This window comes from Oceanococcus sp. HetDA_MAG_MS8 (genome assembly GCA_019192445.1).
Classification (GTDB): Bacteria; Pseudomonadota; Gammaproteobacteria; order Nevskiales; family Oceanococcaceae; genus MS8.
On sequence record JAHCMK010000005.1, the window covers coordinates 52,122 to 68,933 of the forward strand.

General features: G+C 58.1%; 16 protein-coding genes. 6 read left to right on the plus strand and 10 right to left on the minus strand.

The window, feature by feature from the left end:
* Nucleotides 1-104 precede the first annotated feature (104 nt).
* The gene (locus KI787_10035; GenBank protein ID MBV6630290.1) at nt 105-947 is read right to left on the minus strand and encodes an alpha/beta hydrolase; all 843 of its coding nucleotides are present in this window, start codon (nt 945-947) and stop codon (nt 105-107) included.
* 173 nt (nt 948-1,120) lie between these two features.
* Between KI787_10035 and minC the strand changes: the two genes are divergently transcribed.
* Genes minC through minE form a run of 3 tightly spaced genes read left to right on the plus strand, consistent with a single transcriptional unit; the run spans nt 1,121 to nt 3,005 of the window.
* The gene (gene minC / locus KI787_10040; GenBank protein ID MBV6630291.1) at nt 1,121-1,846 is read left to right on the plus strand and encodes a septum site-determining protein MinC; all 726 of its coding nucleotides are present in this window, start codon (nt 1,121-1,123) and stop codon (nt 1,844-1,846) included.
* Nucleotides 1,847-1,897: 51 nt separating this feature from the next.
* Nucleotides 1,898-2,704, plus strand: coding sequence for a septum site-determining protein MinD (minD, locus tag KI787_10045; protein MBV6630292.1), 807 nt, complete (start codon nt 1,898-1,900; stop codon nt 2,702-2,704).
* Between the two features lies 1 nt (nt 2,705).
* A complete protein-coding gene (gene minE, locus KI787_10050; protein ID MBV6630293.1) occupies nt 2,706-3,005 on the plus strand; it encodes a cell division topological specificity factor MinE in 300 nt (99 codons plus the stop codon).
* Nucleotides 3,006-3,190: 185 nt separating this feature from the next.
* On the opposite strand, the gene KI787_10055 is transcribed toward minE, so the two are convergent.
* Nucleotides 3,191-4,516, minus strand: a complete 1,326-nt coding sequence (locus KI787_10055) for a YihY/virulence factor BrkB family protein (GenBank protein ID MBV6630294.1) — start codon at nt 4,514-4,516, stop codon at nt 3,191-3,193.
* Between the two features lie 157 nt (nt 4,517-4,673).
* Between KI787_10055 and KI787_10060 the strand changes: the two genes are divergently transcribed.
* A complete protein-coding gene (locus KI787_10060; GenBank protein ID MBV6630295.1) occupies nt 4,674-5,231 on the plus strand; it encodes a hypothetical protein in 558 nt (185 codons plus the stop codon).
* 115 nt (nt 5,232-5,346) lie between these two features.
* Entirely contained in the window at nt 5,347-5,940 is a 594-nt protein-coding gene (locus KI787_10065) for an exopolysaccharide biosynthesis protein (protein ID MBV6630296.1), read from the plus strand.
* Nucleotides 5,941-6,013: 73 nt separating this feature from the next.
* On the opposite strand, the gene KI787_10070 is transcribed toward KI787_10065, so the two are convergent.
* The 5 genes from KI787_10070 to KI787_10090 form a co-directional block, all read right to left on the minus strand.
* Complete coding sequence (locus tag KI787_10070; GenBank protein ID MBV6630297.1) at nt 6,014-6,307, minus strand: hypothetical protein; 294 nt, start codon at nt 6,305-6,307, stop codon at nt 6,014-6,016.
* 163 nt (nt 6,308-6,470) lie between these two features.
* Nucleotides 6,471-7,631, minus strand: a complete 1,161-nt coding sequence (locus KI787_10075) for an osmoprotectant NAGGN system M42 family peptidase (protein MBV6630298.1) — start codon at nt 7,629-7,631, stop codon at nt 6,471-6,473.
* Nucleotides 7,628-9,358, minus strand: coding sequence for an N-acetylglutaminylglutamine synthetase (gene ngg / locus KI787_10080; protein MBV6630299.1), 1,731 nt, complete (start codon nt 9,356-9,358; stop codon nt 7,628-7,630). The genes KI787_10075 and ngg overlap by 4 nt, the downstream gene beginning before the upstream one ends.
* A complete protein-coding gene (locus KI787_10085; protein MBV6630300.1) occupies nt 9,355-11,133 on the minus strand; it encodes an N-acetylglutaminylglutamine amidotransferase in 1,779 nt (592 codons plus the stop codon). Before KI787_10085 ends, ngg begins: the two co-directional genes overlap by 4 nt.
* 11 nt (nt 11,134-11,144) lie before the next feature.
* Nucleotides 11,145-11,603, minus strand: coding sequence for a MarR family transcriptional regulator (locus tag KI787_10090; protein ID MBV6630301.1), 459 nt, complete (start codon nt 11,601-11,603; stop codon nt 11,145-11,147).
* 113 nt (nt 11,604-11,716) lie between these two features.
* On the opposite strand from KI787_10090, the gene KI787_10095 reads away from it, so the two are divergent.
* The gene (locus KI787_10095) at nt 11,717-13,483 is read left to right on the plus strand and encodes an MBL fold metallo-hydrolase (GenBank protein MBV6630302.1); all 1,767 of its coding nucleotides are present in this window, start codon (nt 11,717-11,719) and stop codon (nt 13,481-13,483) included.
* On the opposite strand, the gene KI787_10100 is transcribed toward KI787_10095, so the two are convergent.
* The 3 genes from KI787_10100 to KI787_10110 form a co-directional block, all read right to left on the minus strand.
* Complete coding sequence (locus KI787_10100) at nt 13,404-14,435, minus strand: Gfo/Idh/MocA family oxidoreductase (GenBank protein MBV6630303.1); 1,032 nt, start codon at nt 14,433-14,435, stop codon at nt 13,404-13,406. The genes KI787_10095 and KI787_10100 overlap by 80 nt on opposite strands.
* A 2-nt stretch (nt 14,436-14,437) precedes the next feature.
* A complete protein-coding gene (locus tag KI787_10105) occupies nt 14,438-15,529 on the minus strand; it encodes a DegT/DnrJ/EryC1/StrS family aminotransferase (protein MBV6630304.1) in 1,092 nt (363 codons plus the stop codon).
* A 151-nt stretch (nt 15,530-15,680) separates the two neighbouring features.
* Nucleotides 15,681-16,772 (minus strand): hypothetical protein, encoded by a 1,092-nt coding sequence (locus KI787_10110; protein ID MBV6630305.1) that lies wholly within the window; start codon nt 16,770-16,772, stop codon nt 15,681-15,683.
* Between the last annotated feature and the right edge of the window lie 40 nt (nt 16,773-16,812).

Here is a 16,812-nt window from a genome sequence, read left to right on the forward strand (position 1 = left end):
CTCTGCAAGAATAACAAGGGCTTGCCTGCACGGTGCAAGGCTTTTGTTAAAGCGCATCACGCCGCCTCGAGCCGGTCTGGTTCAGCGGCGCAACAATGCTGGGTTCAGTCTTGGCTGAGGAAGCTTTGAATGGCGGCGGCGGTGCGTTCCGGGGCATCAAAATGGAGCATATGCCCGCAGTTGTCCAAAACCTGGTGTTGATGCTTGGCAATGGCGTCTAGCCTAGCTTGACGGACCTCAGCCGGGCACATGTGTTTGAGGTTGGACTGCGCTGCATCCAGAATCAACGTAGGGGCCTGGATCTGCCCAAAAATGGCCAAAGCCTCCTCGTCGCGATAGAGCAATGGTCCGCGCTGGCGGTGCCGCGGGTCGGCCAATAGCCGAACTCGGCCATCAGCTAATGATTCGCTCCAAGCGCTGGCCACTTCCATCGCCCCAGCCGCATCGAGGCCAGCGTGATATTTGGCAACGCGCTGGGCGAAGTCTTCCAAAGAGTCATAAATTTTGTCGCTGGGCTGTTTGCGCAGGTCATCCAGCCACTCGCGTAGCCGCTGCGGAGCTTTGCTTGGAGGGCTCAGCGGTAGAAACAAGGCATCAAGAATCACCAGACGGCGCACGCGCTCTGGTCGCAAGCCTGCGTAAAGCGCGGCGATCTGTCCGCCCATGCTGTGACCGATGAGGTCTATGGGCTCTGGGGAATACAGATCGAGTAGAGCATCCAAGTCGCCGAGGTAGTCCGGAAAGATGTAGGTATCGGTGTTGCGCGAAGAATGTCCAAAGCCTCTCCAGTCCGGGGCATACGCCGGCCAGTCCGGCGGCAAATGGCGAACAACACGATCCCAAGTGGCGGCCGTGTCGCTCCATCCATGCAGGACCCAGCAGCTACCGCTGCGCTCGCCTGGCCAATGGCGCAGATGCAAATCTAAGCCGCGTACTGGGGCAATCATTGACTCGGACCTTCGCAATTTCCTCTCCTCCCATTGGAGCCTGTGAAGCAGACAGAGTATCCTGCGCGGCTTGGGGTAGGTGGCCAACGAGGCCGGCACGCCTCCTATTGACTACACTTTGCAAATCTATGAGCACACCGAACGGACGCCCAACGCTGGAGTTCAAAGGGCGCATGTTGAGCGTTTCGCTACTGCGCATCTATACCAATGACCTGGAGCAGATCGCGCAAACCCTGCGCGACCACCTGATTCAGGCTGCATTGCTGCGCGAACTGCCCGTGGCTTTGGATCTACAAGTGCAAATTATCGATGTTGATGGTCTGCTGGCCATTTGCCGCAAGGAGCATCTGAAGGTCATCGGTGCAGTTCGTGGCGCGGCGTCGATGGAGGCCGCTGTTCGCCGCACCGGTTTGGCGGTGATTCGCGATCCTGGCGGCAAAGGAGATGTGGTCGAGGTGCCGGTGGCCGATCTGCCGCCAGCTCCGGCTCCAGCTCCACCACCAGCCGCCGAAGCTGCACCCGCGCCAGCCCAGGCCGCGGAGCCGCCAGCGGCACCTACGGCTGAGCCTTTTGCCGTCAAAGTGCACAATACGCCCGTGCGCTCCGGGCAGCAGCTATACATACGGCAGGGCGACCTGACGCTGACCGCGCCGGTGGGCGCAGGCGCTGAGGTCATTGCCGACGGCAATGTACATATTTATGGTGTACTGCGTGGACGCGCCATTGCTGGGGCGCAGGGTGATACCAATGCGCGCATCTTCTGCCACTCTTTGCAAGCAGAGTTAGTGGCAATTGCGGGTATTTACGTGGTGGCGGACGATATTCCTGCGGAGGTGCGCGGGAAACCCGTCCACATCAAATTGGATGGTGAGCGGCTGGATTTCCAGGCGCTAGATTAAGCTGGCTACAGGCTGAATAGAACGAAATCGTCTCTGAAGGGGGAATCAATCGTGGCGAAGATTATTGTGGTGACCTCGGGCAAAGGCGGTGTGGGGAAAACCACCACCAGTGCCTCCTTTGCTTGTGGGCTTGCCAAACGCGGCCACAAAACGGTCGTCATCGACTTCGATGTGGGCCTACGGAATCTTGACTTGATTATGGGCTGCGAACGCCGGGTCGTTTACGACTTCGTGAACGTGGTCCATGGCGAAGCGAATCTCAAGCAGGCTTTGATCAAAGATAAGCGGGTCGACAACCTGTACATTCTTGCCGCCTCGCAAACGCGCGATAAAGACGCGCTGACCGAAGAAGGTGTGAAGAAGGTATTGGATGATTTGTCCAAAGACTTCGACTACATCGTCTGCGACTCCCCGGCGGGTATTGAAAAAGGCGCATTCCTGGCGATGAACTTCGCTGACGAAGCTCTGGTGGTGACCAACCCCGAAGTGTCGTCGGTGCGTGACTCGGACAGGGTGCTAGGGCTGTTACAGTCGAAAACGGTCGGCGCCAAGAACGGCACACCACCCAAAGAGCATTTGGTGATTACGCGTTACTCTCCGGAGCGTGTGCAGCAAGGGGAAATGCTCTCGGTGGAAGATGTGCAGGACATTCTTGCCATTCCGTTGATGGGCGTCATCCCAGAGTCGAAAACGGTTCTGAATAGCTCTAATGCCGGCACGCCCGTGATCATGGAAGAAGAGACCGATGCCGGTGTGGCCTACGGTGACCTTGTCGATCGTTTCCTTGGCAAAGACCGCCCCTTGCGCTTCGTAACCATTGAACGCAAAGGCCTATTCAGCCGCTTGTTCGGAGATTGATATGTCCTGGTTGACTGATCTATTTCGCGAACGTCAAAAGTCTACGGCCAGCGAAGCCCGTGAGCGGCTGAAGTTGGTGGTGGTGGCTGATCGTATGCACGAACGTGGTGCGCCCAGCTTTTTGCCAGAGCTACAGCGTGACATTCTCAAAGCCATCCGCCGCTATGTGCAGGTGCCCGATGATGCGGTGGCTATTGATGTGAGCAAAGACGACACCACTGAGGCCTTGGAACTCACCATTACCGTGCCGGAGGCCAACAACACGCCGCCGGTGGCCAAGAAGGGCCGGGCGCGGCGCTAAAGGTAGCCTTGAGGGCAACCTACCTGCCGATATAGTTAAAAAAGCCGCAGCATCAAAGCTGCGGTTTTTTTATGAGAAACGCATTGTGTCCGCGACCGGGCATCACCCTGGCCTGGGTATGGGCGGTTGAGGCGTGTTGCTCTCGTCCCGGTAGGGCAGTTTTAAGTGCTGCCGCGCGATAGCAGCTAATCTGGTTTGCAGCGCAGGAGATCTTCCAGGCTGCGCCCGGCGAGATGCTCGCAGCGCATCTGCTCAAGCTCGCTGGCCAGGGTGGTCACCGCCGCGTAGCGGGCATCTGTCACGTGCCCCCCTGTATGAATGGGGTTGCGTGAGGCTTGCAAGATATCCAACAGTTTTAGAGCCTGAATCGGCGCTCCGGGCAGGTATCCTCCGTCGCTGGTCTCCCGTAGCAAGCCTTGCTCCAACAGTCTGGCGATGAGCATATTGGTTGCCTCTGGTCGGGCTTTGAGCTGCTTTGTGAGTTGTTCAGCATTGGGTGGAGATTGCTGCTCGCTAAACCGCTTGGCCACCTCGAGCATCAGACTCAAGCTCAGTGCGTCATGGCCCTGCGGTGATAAATCTCCGGCCTCACGGCGCGCCGTCAGATACTGCGGGTTCTGGCTAAAGAAGGTGATTTGCGCGCCCAGCAGCAAGATCATCCATGCGATGTACATCCAGATGAGGAGCAAAATGAGGATGGCAAAGCTGGAATACACGGCGTTGTAATTGCTGCTACCGGCAGCAAATTCGGCAAAGCCCACCGTGGCCAGCTGCCATAGCACGCCACTGAATAAACCCCCCATCATGGCCGCACCCCAACGTACCCGTGTGTTGGGAATGACGACGAATAAGAAACTGAAAATGGCACAGACCATGAGTAGTGGGGTGAGACGACCCAGCAAAATTACACCTTCGCTCATGCCGGGCATCGTGAGCAGCGTGCTCACCAGCCGATTCGAGGACAGGCTCGCCGTGACGCCAACAGTGAGCGATACGGCCAGTGGACCTAAGAGCAGCAGGACCAAGTATTGGGAGACACGCTGACTCAGGGGCCTGGTTCTGGGGATTTTCCAGGCGTGGTTGAAGGCCGCTTCCACTTTTTGAATCATGGAAATGACGGTGTAAAACAGCATCGCCACGCCAATAGACCCAAGCACTCCGATCTTGACGTTATCGACAAAGTCCAAAAGCATGCTGGTGATGCGTGGAGCTTCTGCACCCAAGGGCTGCAGCAGATTCATCAGCATGGGCTCAATCTGGTTGTGCAGCCCTAAGGCTTTGAATAAGGAAAAGCTCAAGGCGAGCAGGGGAACCAGCGCCAGTAAGGTGGTGTACACCAAGCTCATCGCACGTAGTGTGAGGTCACCCTGACTGAGCTCGCGGATGGAGCAGTAAACAACCTGTGCGATGCGTTGCAGTGCCGCTTGCCCCCGCGATTGAGGTGGCTGCCACAGTTTGTCTTGCCAGTGCTGCGGCTGAAGCCAGTAAGAGATTGCGCTGATATCGGGCATGGGTCCTGCTTGTCACTTCGAATGGAAATTGTTGCAACGCAACACTTGACAATTGTTGCACTGCACACATATGATGCACTGCAACATATCCGGCAGATGACGGATTTGCTGTCATCGTAATTCGTTTGCAGATCCCTTGAGTGGGGAGGAGCCAAAAATGCAAGTACAAGAAATCATCGAAAAAGCCAAAACTCGCGTCGAGTCGCTGCGTAAAGAAGCTGAAACTCGCGTAGAAAAAGTTCGCGGCGAAGCCAAGAGCCGCTTTGAGCTGGTCAGTGGCCGTGCTGAAAACGCCATCAAAGTGTCGACCGACACCTTGAAAAAGGCTGGCGATCTGGTGAGCACCACGGCGAAAACCGTTGCCAAAACCAACCAAGACGCCGCTGAAGACCTTTACGGTCAAGCCAAAACCAGTGTGACCAAGGCTCGCGAAGCCGGCTTCAAGGCTGTCAGCGAAAAGCCAGCTGACTTCCTGCCGCAGGGTCGCACCGTCGTTGTGAAGGCTTTTGAAGAGTCCAAAGAGTCTGTGCTGAAGACTGCTGAAGAGCTGCAAAAGCTGGGCAAAACGGGCTACGAAGGTGTTGTTAAAGCTGTGGAAGGCAAAAAGCCTGCCGCTAAAAAAGCTGCGGCCAAGCGCACCACCACGCGTAAGACCACTGCTCGTAAAACCACCGCTAAAACGGCGGCTGCGAAAAGCACAACAGCAGCTAGCTAATCCCTAGCGCTAACGGGTATCCCCCGGTGAGAGTGGTTCCTCACCAACCCCGACCGGAGCATCTGTCCCAGGTGCTCCGGTTTTTTTATGCCCTTATTGCTGGCATGCTGCGCCCATGAGCGAAGCACCGCCGAGCGGGCAGCCTGGTAGCTTGAAGGCTGTGCTCGAGAAAGCATTGCAACGGGCCAGCGCTCAGCAGGTGTCCATAGAGGATGTGGTGGTGGCCTTCGGTCCAACCAGCTTTGTCCCGCTTTTGCTGGTGCCGGCATTGGCCGTCACCTCGCCTTTGAGTGGTATCCCACTATTTTCTAGCGTATGTGGGGTGATGATTGCCCTCATTGCACTGCAGCAACTCTTGGGCATGGAAAGGGTCTGGCTGCCCCAATGGATACTCCGCCGGACAATCTCCGGACGACGCCTGAGTGCCGCTTTGGAGAAAATGCGCCCATTGGTGGAGTGGTTAGACCGCCAAAGTCGTGCGCGTTGGTCGCTGATCTTTCACCCCCCATTGCAGCGCCTGGTGCCAGGAGTTTGTGCCTTACTGGGGGCACTCATGCCCTTGCTGGAACTGGTGCCGTTTAGCTCCTCTTTGCTCGGCGCTACCGTCTCGGTGTTGGCGACCGCGACGCTAGTTCATGATGGTGTGCTGGCGAGTCTGGCTCTGATACCGCTGTTGCTTGCTATGAGCTTGGGCCTTCTTGCCCTTTAGCACTGCCTAGGCGGGCAGGGCGGCACACCCCATGCTGACCCGCATGTGTGCGACGAACTTCTGTCTAGGGACACTAGTCCTCGTCGGCATCTTTGGTACGGGGCTTGCGCCGGCGAGACTCCGGCGCGGCCTCGGTATCTTCCTCAGGACTTAAGCTGGCATCGATGAAGCGGCGCCAGGCCCGTAACCCTCGTTTACCGGTCATGGTGTCGCGCAAAAAGCTGACCGGGTCAAAATTCTCCCCCGATTGCGCGAGTCGATCACGCGCGTAGCGAATGAGGTCTTCCTGGATTCCAGCTACATCGGGCAGGCCGAGCAATTGGCGGAACTCCTCGGGGTTGAGCTCGATTTCAATACGCACCTTCATCACTACTTCCCATTGTCGCGATTGGAGTACAGCACTCTATGCCAAAGCGAAGCAGCGCAGTGCAAGTCCGGTCACTGTCTTGCGCCAAAGTGACGCCGCTTGCCTGCGAAGAAATGCGGGCGCAGGAACAGCCTGCGCCTCCAAAATACACAAGCTGTTTGAACTAGTCTTGCTTGTCATCCGCGCCGGACTGCTGATGTTCAGCACCGGCCTGGTGGTGATCTGCGCCGGAAACGAAGCCCTCCAAGGGAGCGAGATCTTTTTGGTCGCGGAGGAAGAGCGGTTCGCTCTCGACATAGGCCAGGAGTAGTCCCGCCATGCTCTCCAGGCTGTTGAGGTGCGTGCGCTCATAACCATGAGATGCGTCTACACCAAAGCAGATCAGTGCGGTGCGAATGTCGTTGCCCGCTTCAATGGCGGAGGCTGAGTCAGAGCGGTAATAGCGGAACACATCGCGCTGGTGCAGGATGCCATTCTCTTTGCACAAGTCGATCAAACGACGTGTTAGGTGGTAGTCAAAGGGCCCGACCTGATCCTTCATGGCAATAGTCACGCCGGTTTCTTTGGAGTTCTGGCCGGGCGCTGGCGTGGCATTGTCGATGGTGACCATCTCTGCCACGTCCTGGTGCAGCACGGCAGAGCAGCCCGAGCCCACCTCTTCGGAAATCGTGAAAAGCAGGTGGCAATCGGTGGGCAGCTGACGCTTTTCCTCCACAACCAGCTTGGCCATGGCAAGTAAGGCGGCTACCCCGGCTTTGTCATCAAGGTGGCGGCTGTTGATAAACCCCGACTCGGAGACCTCCGTACGCGGATCCACCGCAACGAAATCGCCAATCTGAATACCCAGGTCAGCCAGATCTTGTTTGTTATGACAAAACTCGTCGACGCGGAGTTCGACATGATCCCAACTGGATTTTTGGGTGTCGATCTGCTGGTTGTACACATGGCCTGAGGCTTTGAGGGGCAGGATGGTGCCGCGGTGATGTTTGCCCGAATCTGTGAGTACATCCGCACGGGCGCCTTCGGCAAAGCGCGAGGACCAATGCCCAATCATGGCCAGGCCTAATCGCCCGTTAGGTTTGAGCTCGCGCACCATGGCGCCAATCGTATCGAGGTGCACAACGATGGCGCGATCTGGGCTCTTGATCTTGCCGGGCAGCGTGGCGCGGATGGCTCCGCGCCGGGTGAGCTCAATATGGATGCCCATTTTTTCGAGCTCGGCGCCGGTGTAGCGGACGATTTCGTCGGTATATCCGGCCGGGCTGGGAATGGCCAGCAGGTTTTTGAGTTGTTCGACCAGATACTTGCTGTTAATGCCTTTCATGATGCGGTTTCCGGAAAGAGTAAGTCGATGAAGCGCTGCGCAGTGGGCTGGGGCTCATGGTTGGCCAAGCCTGGGCGCTCGTTGGCTTCAATGAATGCATAGTCGGGGGTGGTCGCGGACTTGACCATGAAGTCCAATCCGGTGACCGGGATTTCCAAGGTGCGCGCGGTCGTTTCGGCGGCTTTACGCAGGGCAGGGTGGAGTTGCTCCGTCACATCCACCAAGATACCGCCGGTATGCAGATTGGCCGTTTTGCGTACCTGCAATCGTGAACCGGAACGCAAAACTTCATCCATGCGATGGCCTTCAGCTTCCACGCAGCGGATGGTTTCGCCGTCCATGGGAATACGGCTTTCCCCTTGGGTTGCCGCCGCGCGTCGACGCGACTGCTTCAAAATCAGATTTTCCACAGTATTGCGTCCGTCACCCACAATAGCAGCGGGTTCGCGGATGGCTGCGGCCACCACTTGGTAGTCGATGACGATAATGCGTAGATCTTTGCCTTGGATATATTCCTCCAGCAATACGCGGCCATGCGCTTGGGCAGATTCAATGGCCGCTTGCATGGAGTCTTCGTCGCGAATGTCCACGCTCACGCCAGCGCCTTGTTCGCCGTCTACAGGTTTGACCACAATGCGTTGAAAACGCTGTAGAAATTCGCGGTTGTCTTCGGCTGCTGCCGCAAACATTTGGGCAGGGACGCGCACATCGGTTTTGCGGAGCATACGTGCGCACAAGGCCTTGTCGGCACAACGGCTCATCACGACGGCCGAGGTGAGATCGGTAAGCGACTCGCGGCAGCGGATGCTACGCCCACCGTGAGCGAGCTTGAAGTAACCACCGGCAGCATCGAGTATTTGCACCCGAATACCGCGCGCCAGGGCTTCATCAACGATGATTTGCGCGTAGGGGTTGAGATTGTCATGCGACTCGCGCCCCACAAACAGACCCCGGTTGAAGGTGTTTTTACGTTTGAGACAAAACACATTCACGCGGTGAAAGCCAAGCTTGTCGTACAGCGCGATGGCCTGTTTGTTGTCGTGCATCACCGACAAATCCATCCAGGCACGACCACGCCCCAGAAAACGCCCAGCCAAGTTGCGCACCAGGGCCTCGCCGGTACCGGGTAGGGCATGGTGAATGTCTACCGCTAGGCACCACAACGACGAGCCCTGCTCAGGGTCATTAAACGTTTCTACGTGATCGATGCCTGTGACCGTGCCGATGATTCGTCCATCAGGGTTCAGGGCCACCAGAACAACGCGGCGGCGGTCGCGTAAATTGTCGACCAGGAAGTCTGCATCGGCCTGCTTCATATGATGCTGGCCATAGAGCCGGTTGACCGCATCTACATCATCGCGGGATTGAATGCGCCGAATCTGAATGTTGTCTGGGGGGCGCTCTTGGGGCCGTAGGCGCGTGAGTTCCAGGCGGAAGGTGTGCGAGGGGTCGAGAAAGATATCTTGGGGCGCATAGGAAACGATCACATGAGGATCGCTGACATACATGGCCATGTCGCGCCGGTCGGACTGTTCTCGTAACAACTCGTCCACCAGCTCGGCCGGGTCACTAGAGAAGGTTTGGCCGAAGAGCAGACGCCCCCAACCGCAATCTAGTGTGACGTTGCGCTGCTCCGGTCGCAGGGGGTGGTCTGGAGCCTTGGTGGAATCAATGCGCCGATGCAGACGGTCGGGCCGTCGTAGCTTGCGCGCAGTCCGCGATCTCATGTCTGCCCTCGTAGGTGTTCACGCAGCCACAGTTCCAACAGGCCGATCTGCCACATTTCGGAGCCACGCAATGGAGTGATGTAGTCATCGGGGGAGGCCAAGCGGTCTTCAATGGCTTGACGCTGCAAGATGCCCGCGGTGCAGGCCTGTGGGTCCAGTAAGCTGTCACGCAGGCGGTCCAGCAGCCCGCCGCGCAGATAACGCAGCGCGGGCACCGGGAAATACCCCTTAGGCCGGTCAATGACTTCGCGCGGAACCAGCTTGCGTGCCAGGCTCTTAAGCAAGCCTTTGCCGCCATCGGCCAGTTTCAATTGGCTAGGCACACGGGCGGCGAACTCGACCACTTCATGGTCCAAGAAAGGCACCCGTGCCTCAAGCCCGAAGGCCATCGTCATGTTATCCACGCGTTTAACCGGGTCGTCGGCCAACATGACTTGGGTATCCAGGCGTAAAGCCTTGGCCACGGGGTCCTCTGCGCCAGGCAAGTCGAAGTGTGAACGAACGAAGGCTTGGCTAGGGTCCGGCTCGGCCAGCCAATCCGGCTCTAGCAACTGGGCCATACCAGCTTGGTCACGGTCAAAAAAGGCTTTGGCGTAGGTTTGCACCGGATCGCTGGTGTGCTGCATCGGTGGGTACCAGTGATAGCCCGCAAAAATTTCATCCGCGCCTTGGCCGCTTTGCACAACTTTGAGATGTTGGCTGACGGCCTGTGACAATAAAAAGAAGCCTACATTGTCATGGCTTACCATAGGCTCACTCATGGCTCGGATCGTGGGATCCAAGGCCGCCATCATTTCCGTTTCCGGTACCGGAATTTTGTGGTGCGTGGTGCCAAACTCGGCTGCTACGCGGTCGGAGTATTTGAACTCATCGCCTTCGGTATCGCCCCTCGAATCGAAGCCGACTGAGAAGGTGTGTAGGCCAGACTGCCCGGCCTCGGCCAGCAAGGCCACAATGAGGCTGGAGTCCACGCCGCCTGATAGCAATACTCCCACTGGCACATCGGCCACCATGCGTCGATCCACAGCGCGGCGCATGACGGCATGTAGCTCCTCTTCCCAATCAGCGGCTGAGCGCTGGCCGTCATCGGCTGGGAACTCAGGTTTCCAGTACAGCGTGTCTTGGATGCGCCCATCGGGTTGGATATGACGGATTGTCGCCGGGGGCATTTTCTGCACACCGTTTACGATGGTGTGCGGTGGTGGAACCACAGCATGCCAGCTGAGGTAATGATGGAGGGCCACGGGGTTAATGCTGCTATCCACATCACCACTGGCCAGCAGGGCCGGCAAGGTCGAGGCGAAGCGTAAGCCGCCTTGGAGTGCTTGGACGTAAAGAGGTTTGATGCCCAGGCGATCACGGACCAGCCATGTATGGGCAGAGCTGAGGTGGTGCAGGGCAAAGGCAAACATGCCATTGAGCCGGTGCACGCAGTCTGGGCCCCACTCAATCCAGGCCCGAAGGATGACCTCAGTATCGCCCTGGGAGCGAAAGCTGTGGCCACGCCCTTCCAACTCTTTGCGCAGCTCCTGATAGTTGTATATGCAGCCGTTAAAGACCATGGCATAGCCTGCGGCCTCATCTACGAAGGGTTGGGCGCTGGCATCGGAGAGGTCAATGATCTTGAGTCGGCGGTGACCGAGCAGTAAGGGCCCCTGGGCAAAAAAGCCCTCAGCATCAGGGCCGCGTGGCCTCAGCTGCTGGTTAATGCGTTGATGTACTTGCCGGTCAGGCTGTTGGTTATCGAAGCGGATTTCTCCGTGCAGTCCACACATAGGGGTCTCGTTTAATCGTTTGCAGGGGTTTGCTCGGCAATCAGAGTTGCCAAGTCGAGCACGCCGCTGAGCAGGCGTTGCCGCCGCGCTGGGGGGAGGTTGGCAAAAGTGGTTAGAAAGCTGCTCGGTAGTAAGCCGGCTTCAGAGCCTAATGCCAAATGGCCGGCAGGGGTGAGGTGTACCACGGTACGGCGCTTGTCATCTGCATCTCGGCGCCGTTCAATCAGGCCTTTGGTCGCCAACCTTAAGCTGATATCGGTGGTGGTGGCTTGGGATAAGCACACTGCCTGACTCAGGGCCGTGATACTGAGGGGCTCGCTAGCTTGAGCCAGAGTTGCCAGGGTGAGGGCTTGGGGAGCCGTCAGCCCCGATAGCGCGTTTTGGCGGCGCGAATGCCGGTCCAAAGCATGGTTAATACGGCGCAGGGCAATCGCCAGCGCTCCCAGATCTACTTCGATCTCGGCATTCATCGTGTTCAATATATCGTCTACGATGCAACTTCACAACCGAATGCCGGATGCGCTGTTATGCTCTGCGACAAACTCCGGCGCTTGATGCCGAGCACATTTGGGGAGACCGTGAGATGAAGACACTCTGGATTGGGGGACTGTGTTTGGCCTTGCTGGGCTGTGGCCAAAGCCATGTAGATTCTCAGCGCGTGGCGGTGGCTAGCGTGGAGGCTTTGGATAAGCACAGCGAAGAATTTCGGGAAGGCGTCGAAGAAATCGCCCCAGGAATCTGGATTGCCATCGGCTACGGTTTGGCAAACAGTATCTTGGTTGAGGGCGACGATGGCCTCATCGTCATCGACACCATGGAGACCCTGGCCGAAGGGCGGAAAGTGGCGCGTTTGTTCCGCGAAATTTCCGCTAAGCCCCTGGCGGCCATCATCTATACCCATAACCATACCGATCATGTATTCGGTGCCCAGGCCTTCATTGAAGAGTTGGCCGACCCAGAGCGTCCGGTCCAAGTTCTGGCGCATCGCGACACCGCAGACTATGTATACCGCGTGGTCAGTGAGTATCGGCCGATTATCACGGCGCGTTCGTTTCGGATGTTCGGTACCGAGCTAGATCCGCAAGGCTTGGTGAATGACGGTATTGGTCCCTTTTTGTCGATTGACGAAAACTCCGAGTTTGGTTTCGTAGCTCCTACGCAAACCGTCGACCAGCGGCTGGAACTCAGTATTGCCGGGGTGGACTTGGAGCTGGTGCACGCCCCAGGGGAAACCAATGATCAAATCTTCGTGTGGCTGCCGCAAACAGGGACTTTGGCAGTTGGCGACAACCTCTACAAGACCTTCCCAAACCTGTACACCATTCGGGGAACACCTTACCGTTCTTTGAAGCAATGGGCGGCGAGTATCGACAAAATGCGGGCTTTGCCGGTAGAGCACATTGCGCCTAGCCATACACGCCCGCTGCATGGGGCGGAGGACATTCAGCGGGTGCTGACCAACTATCGCGATGCGATCCGCTTTGTGTACGACCAGACCGTGCGCTACATCAACATGGGACTGACACCCGATGAGATCGTGGCTCGGCTCAAGCTGCCGCCCCATTTGGCCAGCGAACCTTATTTACAAGAGTTCTACGGTACGGCGCGCTGGTCGGCGCGGTCGGTCTTTGCTGGCAACCTAGGCTGGTTTGACGGCAACCCTAGTCAGCTGGACCCCTTAACGCCCATGGATGAAGCGCAGCGCATGGCCGACTTGGCTGGAGGTGCCGATGCCTTGCAAGATCAATTGGAGGCCGCTTTGGATGCTCAGGATTGGCAATGGGCGCTGCAACTCTCTGACTGGGTGCTGAGGTTGCAGCCAGAGTCCACCAATGCCCGGCAGGCGCGAGTCGGTGCCCTGCTGGCGCTGGGCGAAGCCGCAACTAACCCGAATGCTCGCCATTACTACTTGATGAGTGCCTTGGAACTGGGTCAGGGCCTGCGCCTCAAGCCCGTCAATAGTGGCAGCGTAGACATGGTGCGGGCGCTGCCCATGAGCGCCGTCATGGATGCATTGGCGACGAACCTTAAGGCGGAGAAAACCCTGGATGTGGAGATGCGCGTGGGGCTGGAGTTTAGGGATACCGGCGAAGCCTGGACCCTGTGGCTGCGTCGTGGCGTCTTGGATCCGGTGCCGCGTCTGCTCAGCGACTTAGACATGCGGGTGCAGACCGAAGCACTGGTCTGGAAGCAAATGTTGGGGCGGCAAATCAACCCCGCAGTAGCTATTGCGAGTCATATGGACTTTGAGAAGGGGAACGCCATTGGCTTTACACGATTTCTGAGCTGGTTCTTGCCGGAGCGCCAGGCGCCAGAGCCAGCTCCACTGGCGGCCTTGGGGGGGGATTGAGCGCAGCCTGGGCCTGAATACTCGCAAGAATACGATGCGCCACCTCCAGCGCACGTAGGCCTTCGCGCCCGTCTACTGGGGCATGCAACCCCAGACCTTGTTCGGCGCGCAATGCGCTGCTTACGAAGCTGCCGAGTTGTTCGGCCAATGCGTTGTGCTCGCCAACTTCAACGGCCTGATGATTGATGCGGTTGCCCTCTTTGCGAAACACCTCCGCTTGTCGGCTTTGGCAGTCCAGGCGGAGGTAGGCCTGATCTTGAAAGACCCTTAAGGTGCGCATGGTTTTGGTGGACACCCGACTGGCGGTGAGATTAGCAACGCAGCCGTTGGCGAAACGCAGCCTTGCGTTGGCCAAGTCTTCATGTGAGCTGAGTATGCATACGCCCACTGCGTCCACGTGGATGAGTGGGCTGTGCACCAGGCTTAAAATTAAGTCGATGTCGTGAATCATGAGGTCCAGCACCACGCCCACCTCGGTGCCGCGCGGCGGCAGATCCGGTCGAGGCGGCGGAAAACCGGCTAGGCGGTGGGCTTCGATGAATCGGGGCTGCTCCAGATGCGGTTGCAAGGCTTGTACGACGGGGTTGAAGCGCTCGATGTGCCCGACCTGGAGTAGACGGTTGTTTTGCCGGGCCAGGACGACCAACTCCTGGGCATCTTCTAATTGGGTGGTCAGCGGTTTTTCTACGAGGACATGGCAGCCGGCCTGGAGCAATGCGCGCGCTGTCGCAAAGTGATGATGAGCGGGAACGGCCACGCTCACGGCCTGGGCATCTGCGGCCAGCTCCGCCAAATTGGTATAGGCGCGAACGCCGAGCTTGCTGGCAATGTCTGCACATCGCTGGGGGCAAGTGTCGAAAACACCGCTTAAGCTGGCGTTGGCGCATTCCTGATACAGACGGGCATGGTGCCAGCCCAATGCGCCGACTCCGACGACTGCGGTTTTGAGCATGCTTAAGCCTCCTTAAGGGCGGCGACCACCATGTCGCCATCGATGCCGAGTAGGGGCAGGGCCAGTACCTCACGGGCGGCGAGTTCGGTCTGGGGGAAGTCTCCTGTGTGGTATCCCCAATGCTGGAAGCAGGGTTGTTCATGCAGGCCGCTGGGGTAATACACGGCGCTGGCGATACCGCGCCGACTCAGCAGGGTGCGTAACTCCTCACGGCGCGCTTCGGGGACCCGAACCACGTATTGGTTGTAGCTATGCCAATTCCCTGCGGCCGTGCTTGGCGTGCGAATCCAGGGGTGCTTACTCAAGGCTTGGTCATAGCGATGGGCTTGGGCCCGCCGTTGCTCCAGCCACCCGTCCAGGTAGGGCAGCTTCACCCTCAACGCCGCGGCTTGTAGGGCATCCAGGCGAAAGTTTCCCCCCAGCAGGTCATGGCTATAAGGCCGCGCTGAGCCATGATTACGAATATGCCGCAGCCGCTGTGCAAGTTCTGGGTCTGAACACATCACCGCACCACCATCGCCCAAGCCACCGAGGTTCTTGGCCGGGAAAAAGGAGGTGGTGGCGGCTAGGCCAATCTGTCCGCTGCGCTGCCCATGATGCTTGGCGCCCAGGGCCTGGGCTGCGTCATCCACCAGCCAGATGCCGGCGGCTTGAGCCAGATCTTCCAAGCGGCTGAGGTTGGCACACTGCCCGAATAAGGAGGCACATAAGATGCCGACGGTGTTGGAACTGATGGCGCAGGCGACGGCCTCAGCATCGATGTTGTACGTGATTGGGTCGATGTCGACGTAGACGGCCTTCAAGCCGAGTCGTGCTAGGCAACCGCTAGTAGCCACGAAACTAAAGGGGGTGGTGATCACCTCTGCTCCGGGCGCAAGATCCAGGCTCATGAGCAGGGCTAGCAACGCATCTGTACCAGAGCTCATAGCAATAGCGTGGGGCACGCCGCAGTAACGGGCGAGTTCGGCCTCAAAGGCCTCCACTTCGGTGCCGCCAATGAACTGCCCGGAGTCGACGACACGCTGCATGGCTTGCAGCAGGGCTGGCCGCAATGGCTGGTGTAAGGCTTGCAAGTCCAACAGCGGTACCTGCATTTTTGTCCCTCCCATCACACAGGTATGGTCCGTATAAAGACCCACCTTGTGTAACAGGGGTTCCGGCGCGCTAGGCTAAGCTGCGATGAAAAAACCAGCAGCGAGCGTCAGTTCCACATTGAGTGACGGTGTCGCCGCCCTGAGCTGTGGTTTATGCGGCGGCCTGGGCGTGACGGACTTGGCGTAGCGCCGTCCCGCTGAGTAATTTGCCATGCCGTGCATGGCTTACCGTGAAGCTGGGCTTGGCGCCAGGAAAGAGCCAAAAAGGCATCATCTCTGACGAGGGAAACATATTGGGGTAGCGCGGGTCGCGGCTGCTGGGGCCGGCAATGGTTTTTTCCGCCACCATGGAAATGTATTGATCCACGGAGTTCTCTAAGGTGTTGCCGTTGATAATGACTTCGGTATTCAGCGCCTTTGCGTAGTCAGCGACGCCAGCGGCAGCGCTCAAACTTGGAGCATAAGCATCCACCGAGATGCCGTTTTCACTGATCACCCATAGCCCCTCGTCGGTATGCACCACGATGGAATGATTGCCTTCGGTATGGCCAGGAGTGTGGATTAAGGCGACCCCATCTCCGAGCATCACCGAGCCTTCAAAACGCAGCAGACGATCCTCGGCAATGCCTTTGGTGCCCTGGGGGCAGTACCAATCCGCCTGATAAGGGTTGAGGTCAGCGGCGCTGGCCCATTCCTGTGCGTGGACGAGTAGCTTGGCCTGGGGGAAGAAGGCTTCATCATCAGCACTGCCCAACCAGCGTCGCAGATCCTGCGTATGCAAATGGTCGTAGGTAAGGTAGTCCACGTCTTCAGGAGCCAAGCCCAGTCGGTCTAAAACCTGCGGGACTGTTGCCTGGCGCTGAACGATGCGGTCGATAATGAACTGAGGTGTGCTCGCCTGGACGCGTTTAAAGAAGGGTGTTTCACCATTGCGCTCATGGTCGGATGGCGACACCAGCAAGGTTTTTACGCCCTCTGAGCTGTCGAACTGCACCACAAAAAGTCGATTCTGCAGATGCACATACTCCACCCAGCGTTCGCGGGAAAAGGCGTTGCGGAGGCCATACCGGCTGGGGTAGGGCACCCGGATTAGGTCAAAGGACTCAAAGTAGCGAACCTTGGGGCCAGCTAACATTTGCTCGCGAAAATCCTGTGCACAAGCGCGCGTATCTTCCACACGAGTTTGCTGCCCAGCGGCTGTGCGGCTGTGGTCAAAACTACGCAGTGGTTGCATCAGAGCCATGGTGTGTCCTCGGTTGACCGGCACGAAGGGCGGGTACTGA

Excerpts from the sequence above, each read along its gene's own strand:
- KI787_10035 (MBV6630290.1), bottom strand. The coding sequence starts at position 947 with ATGATTGCCCCAGTACGCGGCTTAGATTTGCATCTGCGCCATTGGCCA.
- minC (MBV6630291.1), top strand. The coding sequence starts at position 1,121 with ATGTTGAGCGTTTCGCTACTGCGCATCTATACCAATGACCTGGAGCAG.
- minE (MBV6630293.1), top strand. The coding sequence starts at position 2,706 with ATGTCCTGGTTGACTGATCTATTTCGCGAACGTCAAAAGTCTACGGCC.
- KI787_10055 (MBV6630294.1), bottom strand. The coding sequence starts at position 4,516 with ATGCCCGATATCAGCGCAATCTCTTACTGGCTTCAGCCGCAGCACTGG.
- KI787_10060 (MBV6630295.1), top strand. The coding sequence starts at position 4,674 with ATGCAAGTACAAGAAATCATCGAAAAAGCCAAAACTCGCGTCGAGTCG.
- KI787_10065 (MBV6630296.1), top strand. The coding sequence starts at position 5,347 with ATGAGCGAAGCACCGCCGAGCGGGCAGCCTGGTAGCTTGAAGGCTGTG.
- KI787_10070 (MBV6630297.1), bottom strand. The coding sequence starts at position 6,307 with ATGAAGGTGCGTATTGAAATCGAGCTCAACCCCGAGGAGTTCCGCCAA.
- KI787_10075 (MBV6630298.1), bottom strand. The coding sequence starts at position 7,631 with ATGAAAGGCATTAACAGCAAGTATCTGGTCGAACAACTCAAAAACCTG.
- ngg (MBV6630299.1), bottom strand. The coding sequence starts at position 9,358 with ATGAGATCGCGGACTGCGCGCAAGCTACGACGGCCCGACCGTCTGCAT.
- KI787_10085 (MBV6630300.1), bottom strand. The coding sequence starts at position 11,133 with ATGTGTGGACTGCACGGAGAAATCCGCTTCGATAACCAACAGCCTGAC.
- KI787_10090 (MBV6630301.1), bottom strand. The coding sequence starts at position 11,603 with ATGAATGCCGAGATCGAAGTAGATCTGGGAGCGCTGGCGATTGCCCTG.
- KI787_10095 (MBV6630302.1), top strand. The coding sequence starts at position 11,717 with ATGAAGACACTCTGGATTGGGGGACTGTGTTTGGCCTTGCTGGGCTGT.
- KI787_10100 (MBV6630303.1), bottom strand. The coding sequence starts at position 14,435 with ATGCTCAAAACCGCAGTCGTCGGAGTCGGCGCATTGGGCTGGCACCAT.
- KI787_10105 (MBV6630304.1), bottom strand. The coding sequence starts at position 15,529 with ATGCAGGTACCGCTGTTGGACTTGCAAGCCTTACACCAGCCATTGCGG.
- KI787_10110 (MBV6630305.1), bottom strand. The coding sequence starts at position 16,772 with ATGGCTCTGATGCAACCACTGCGTAGTTTTGACCACAGCCGCACAGCC.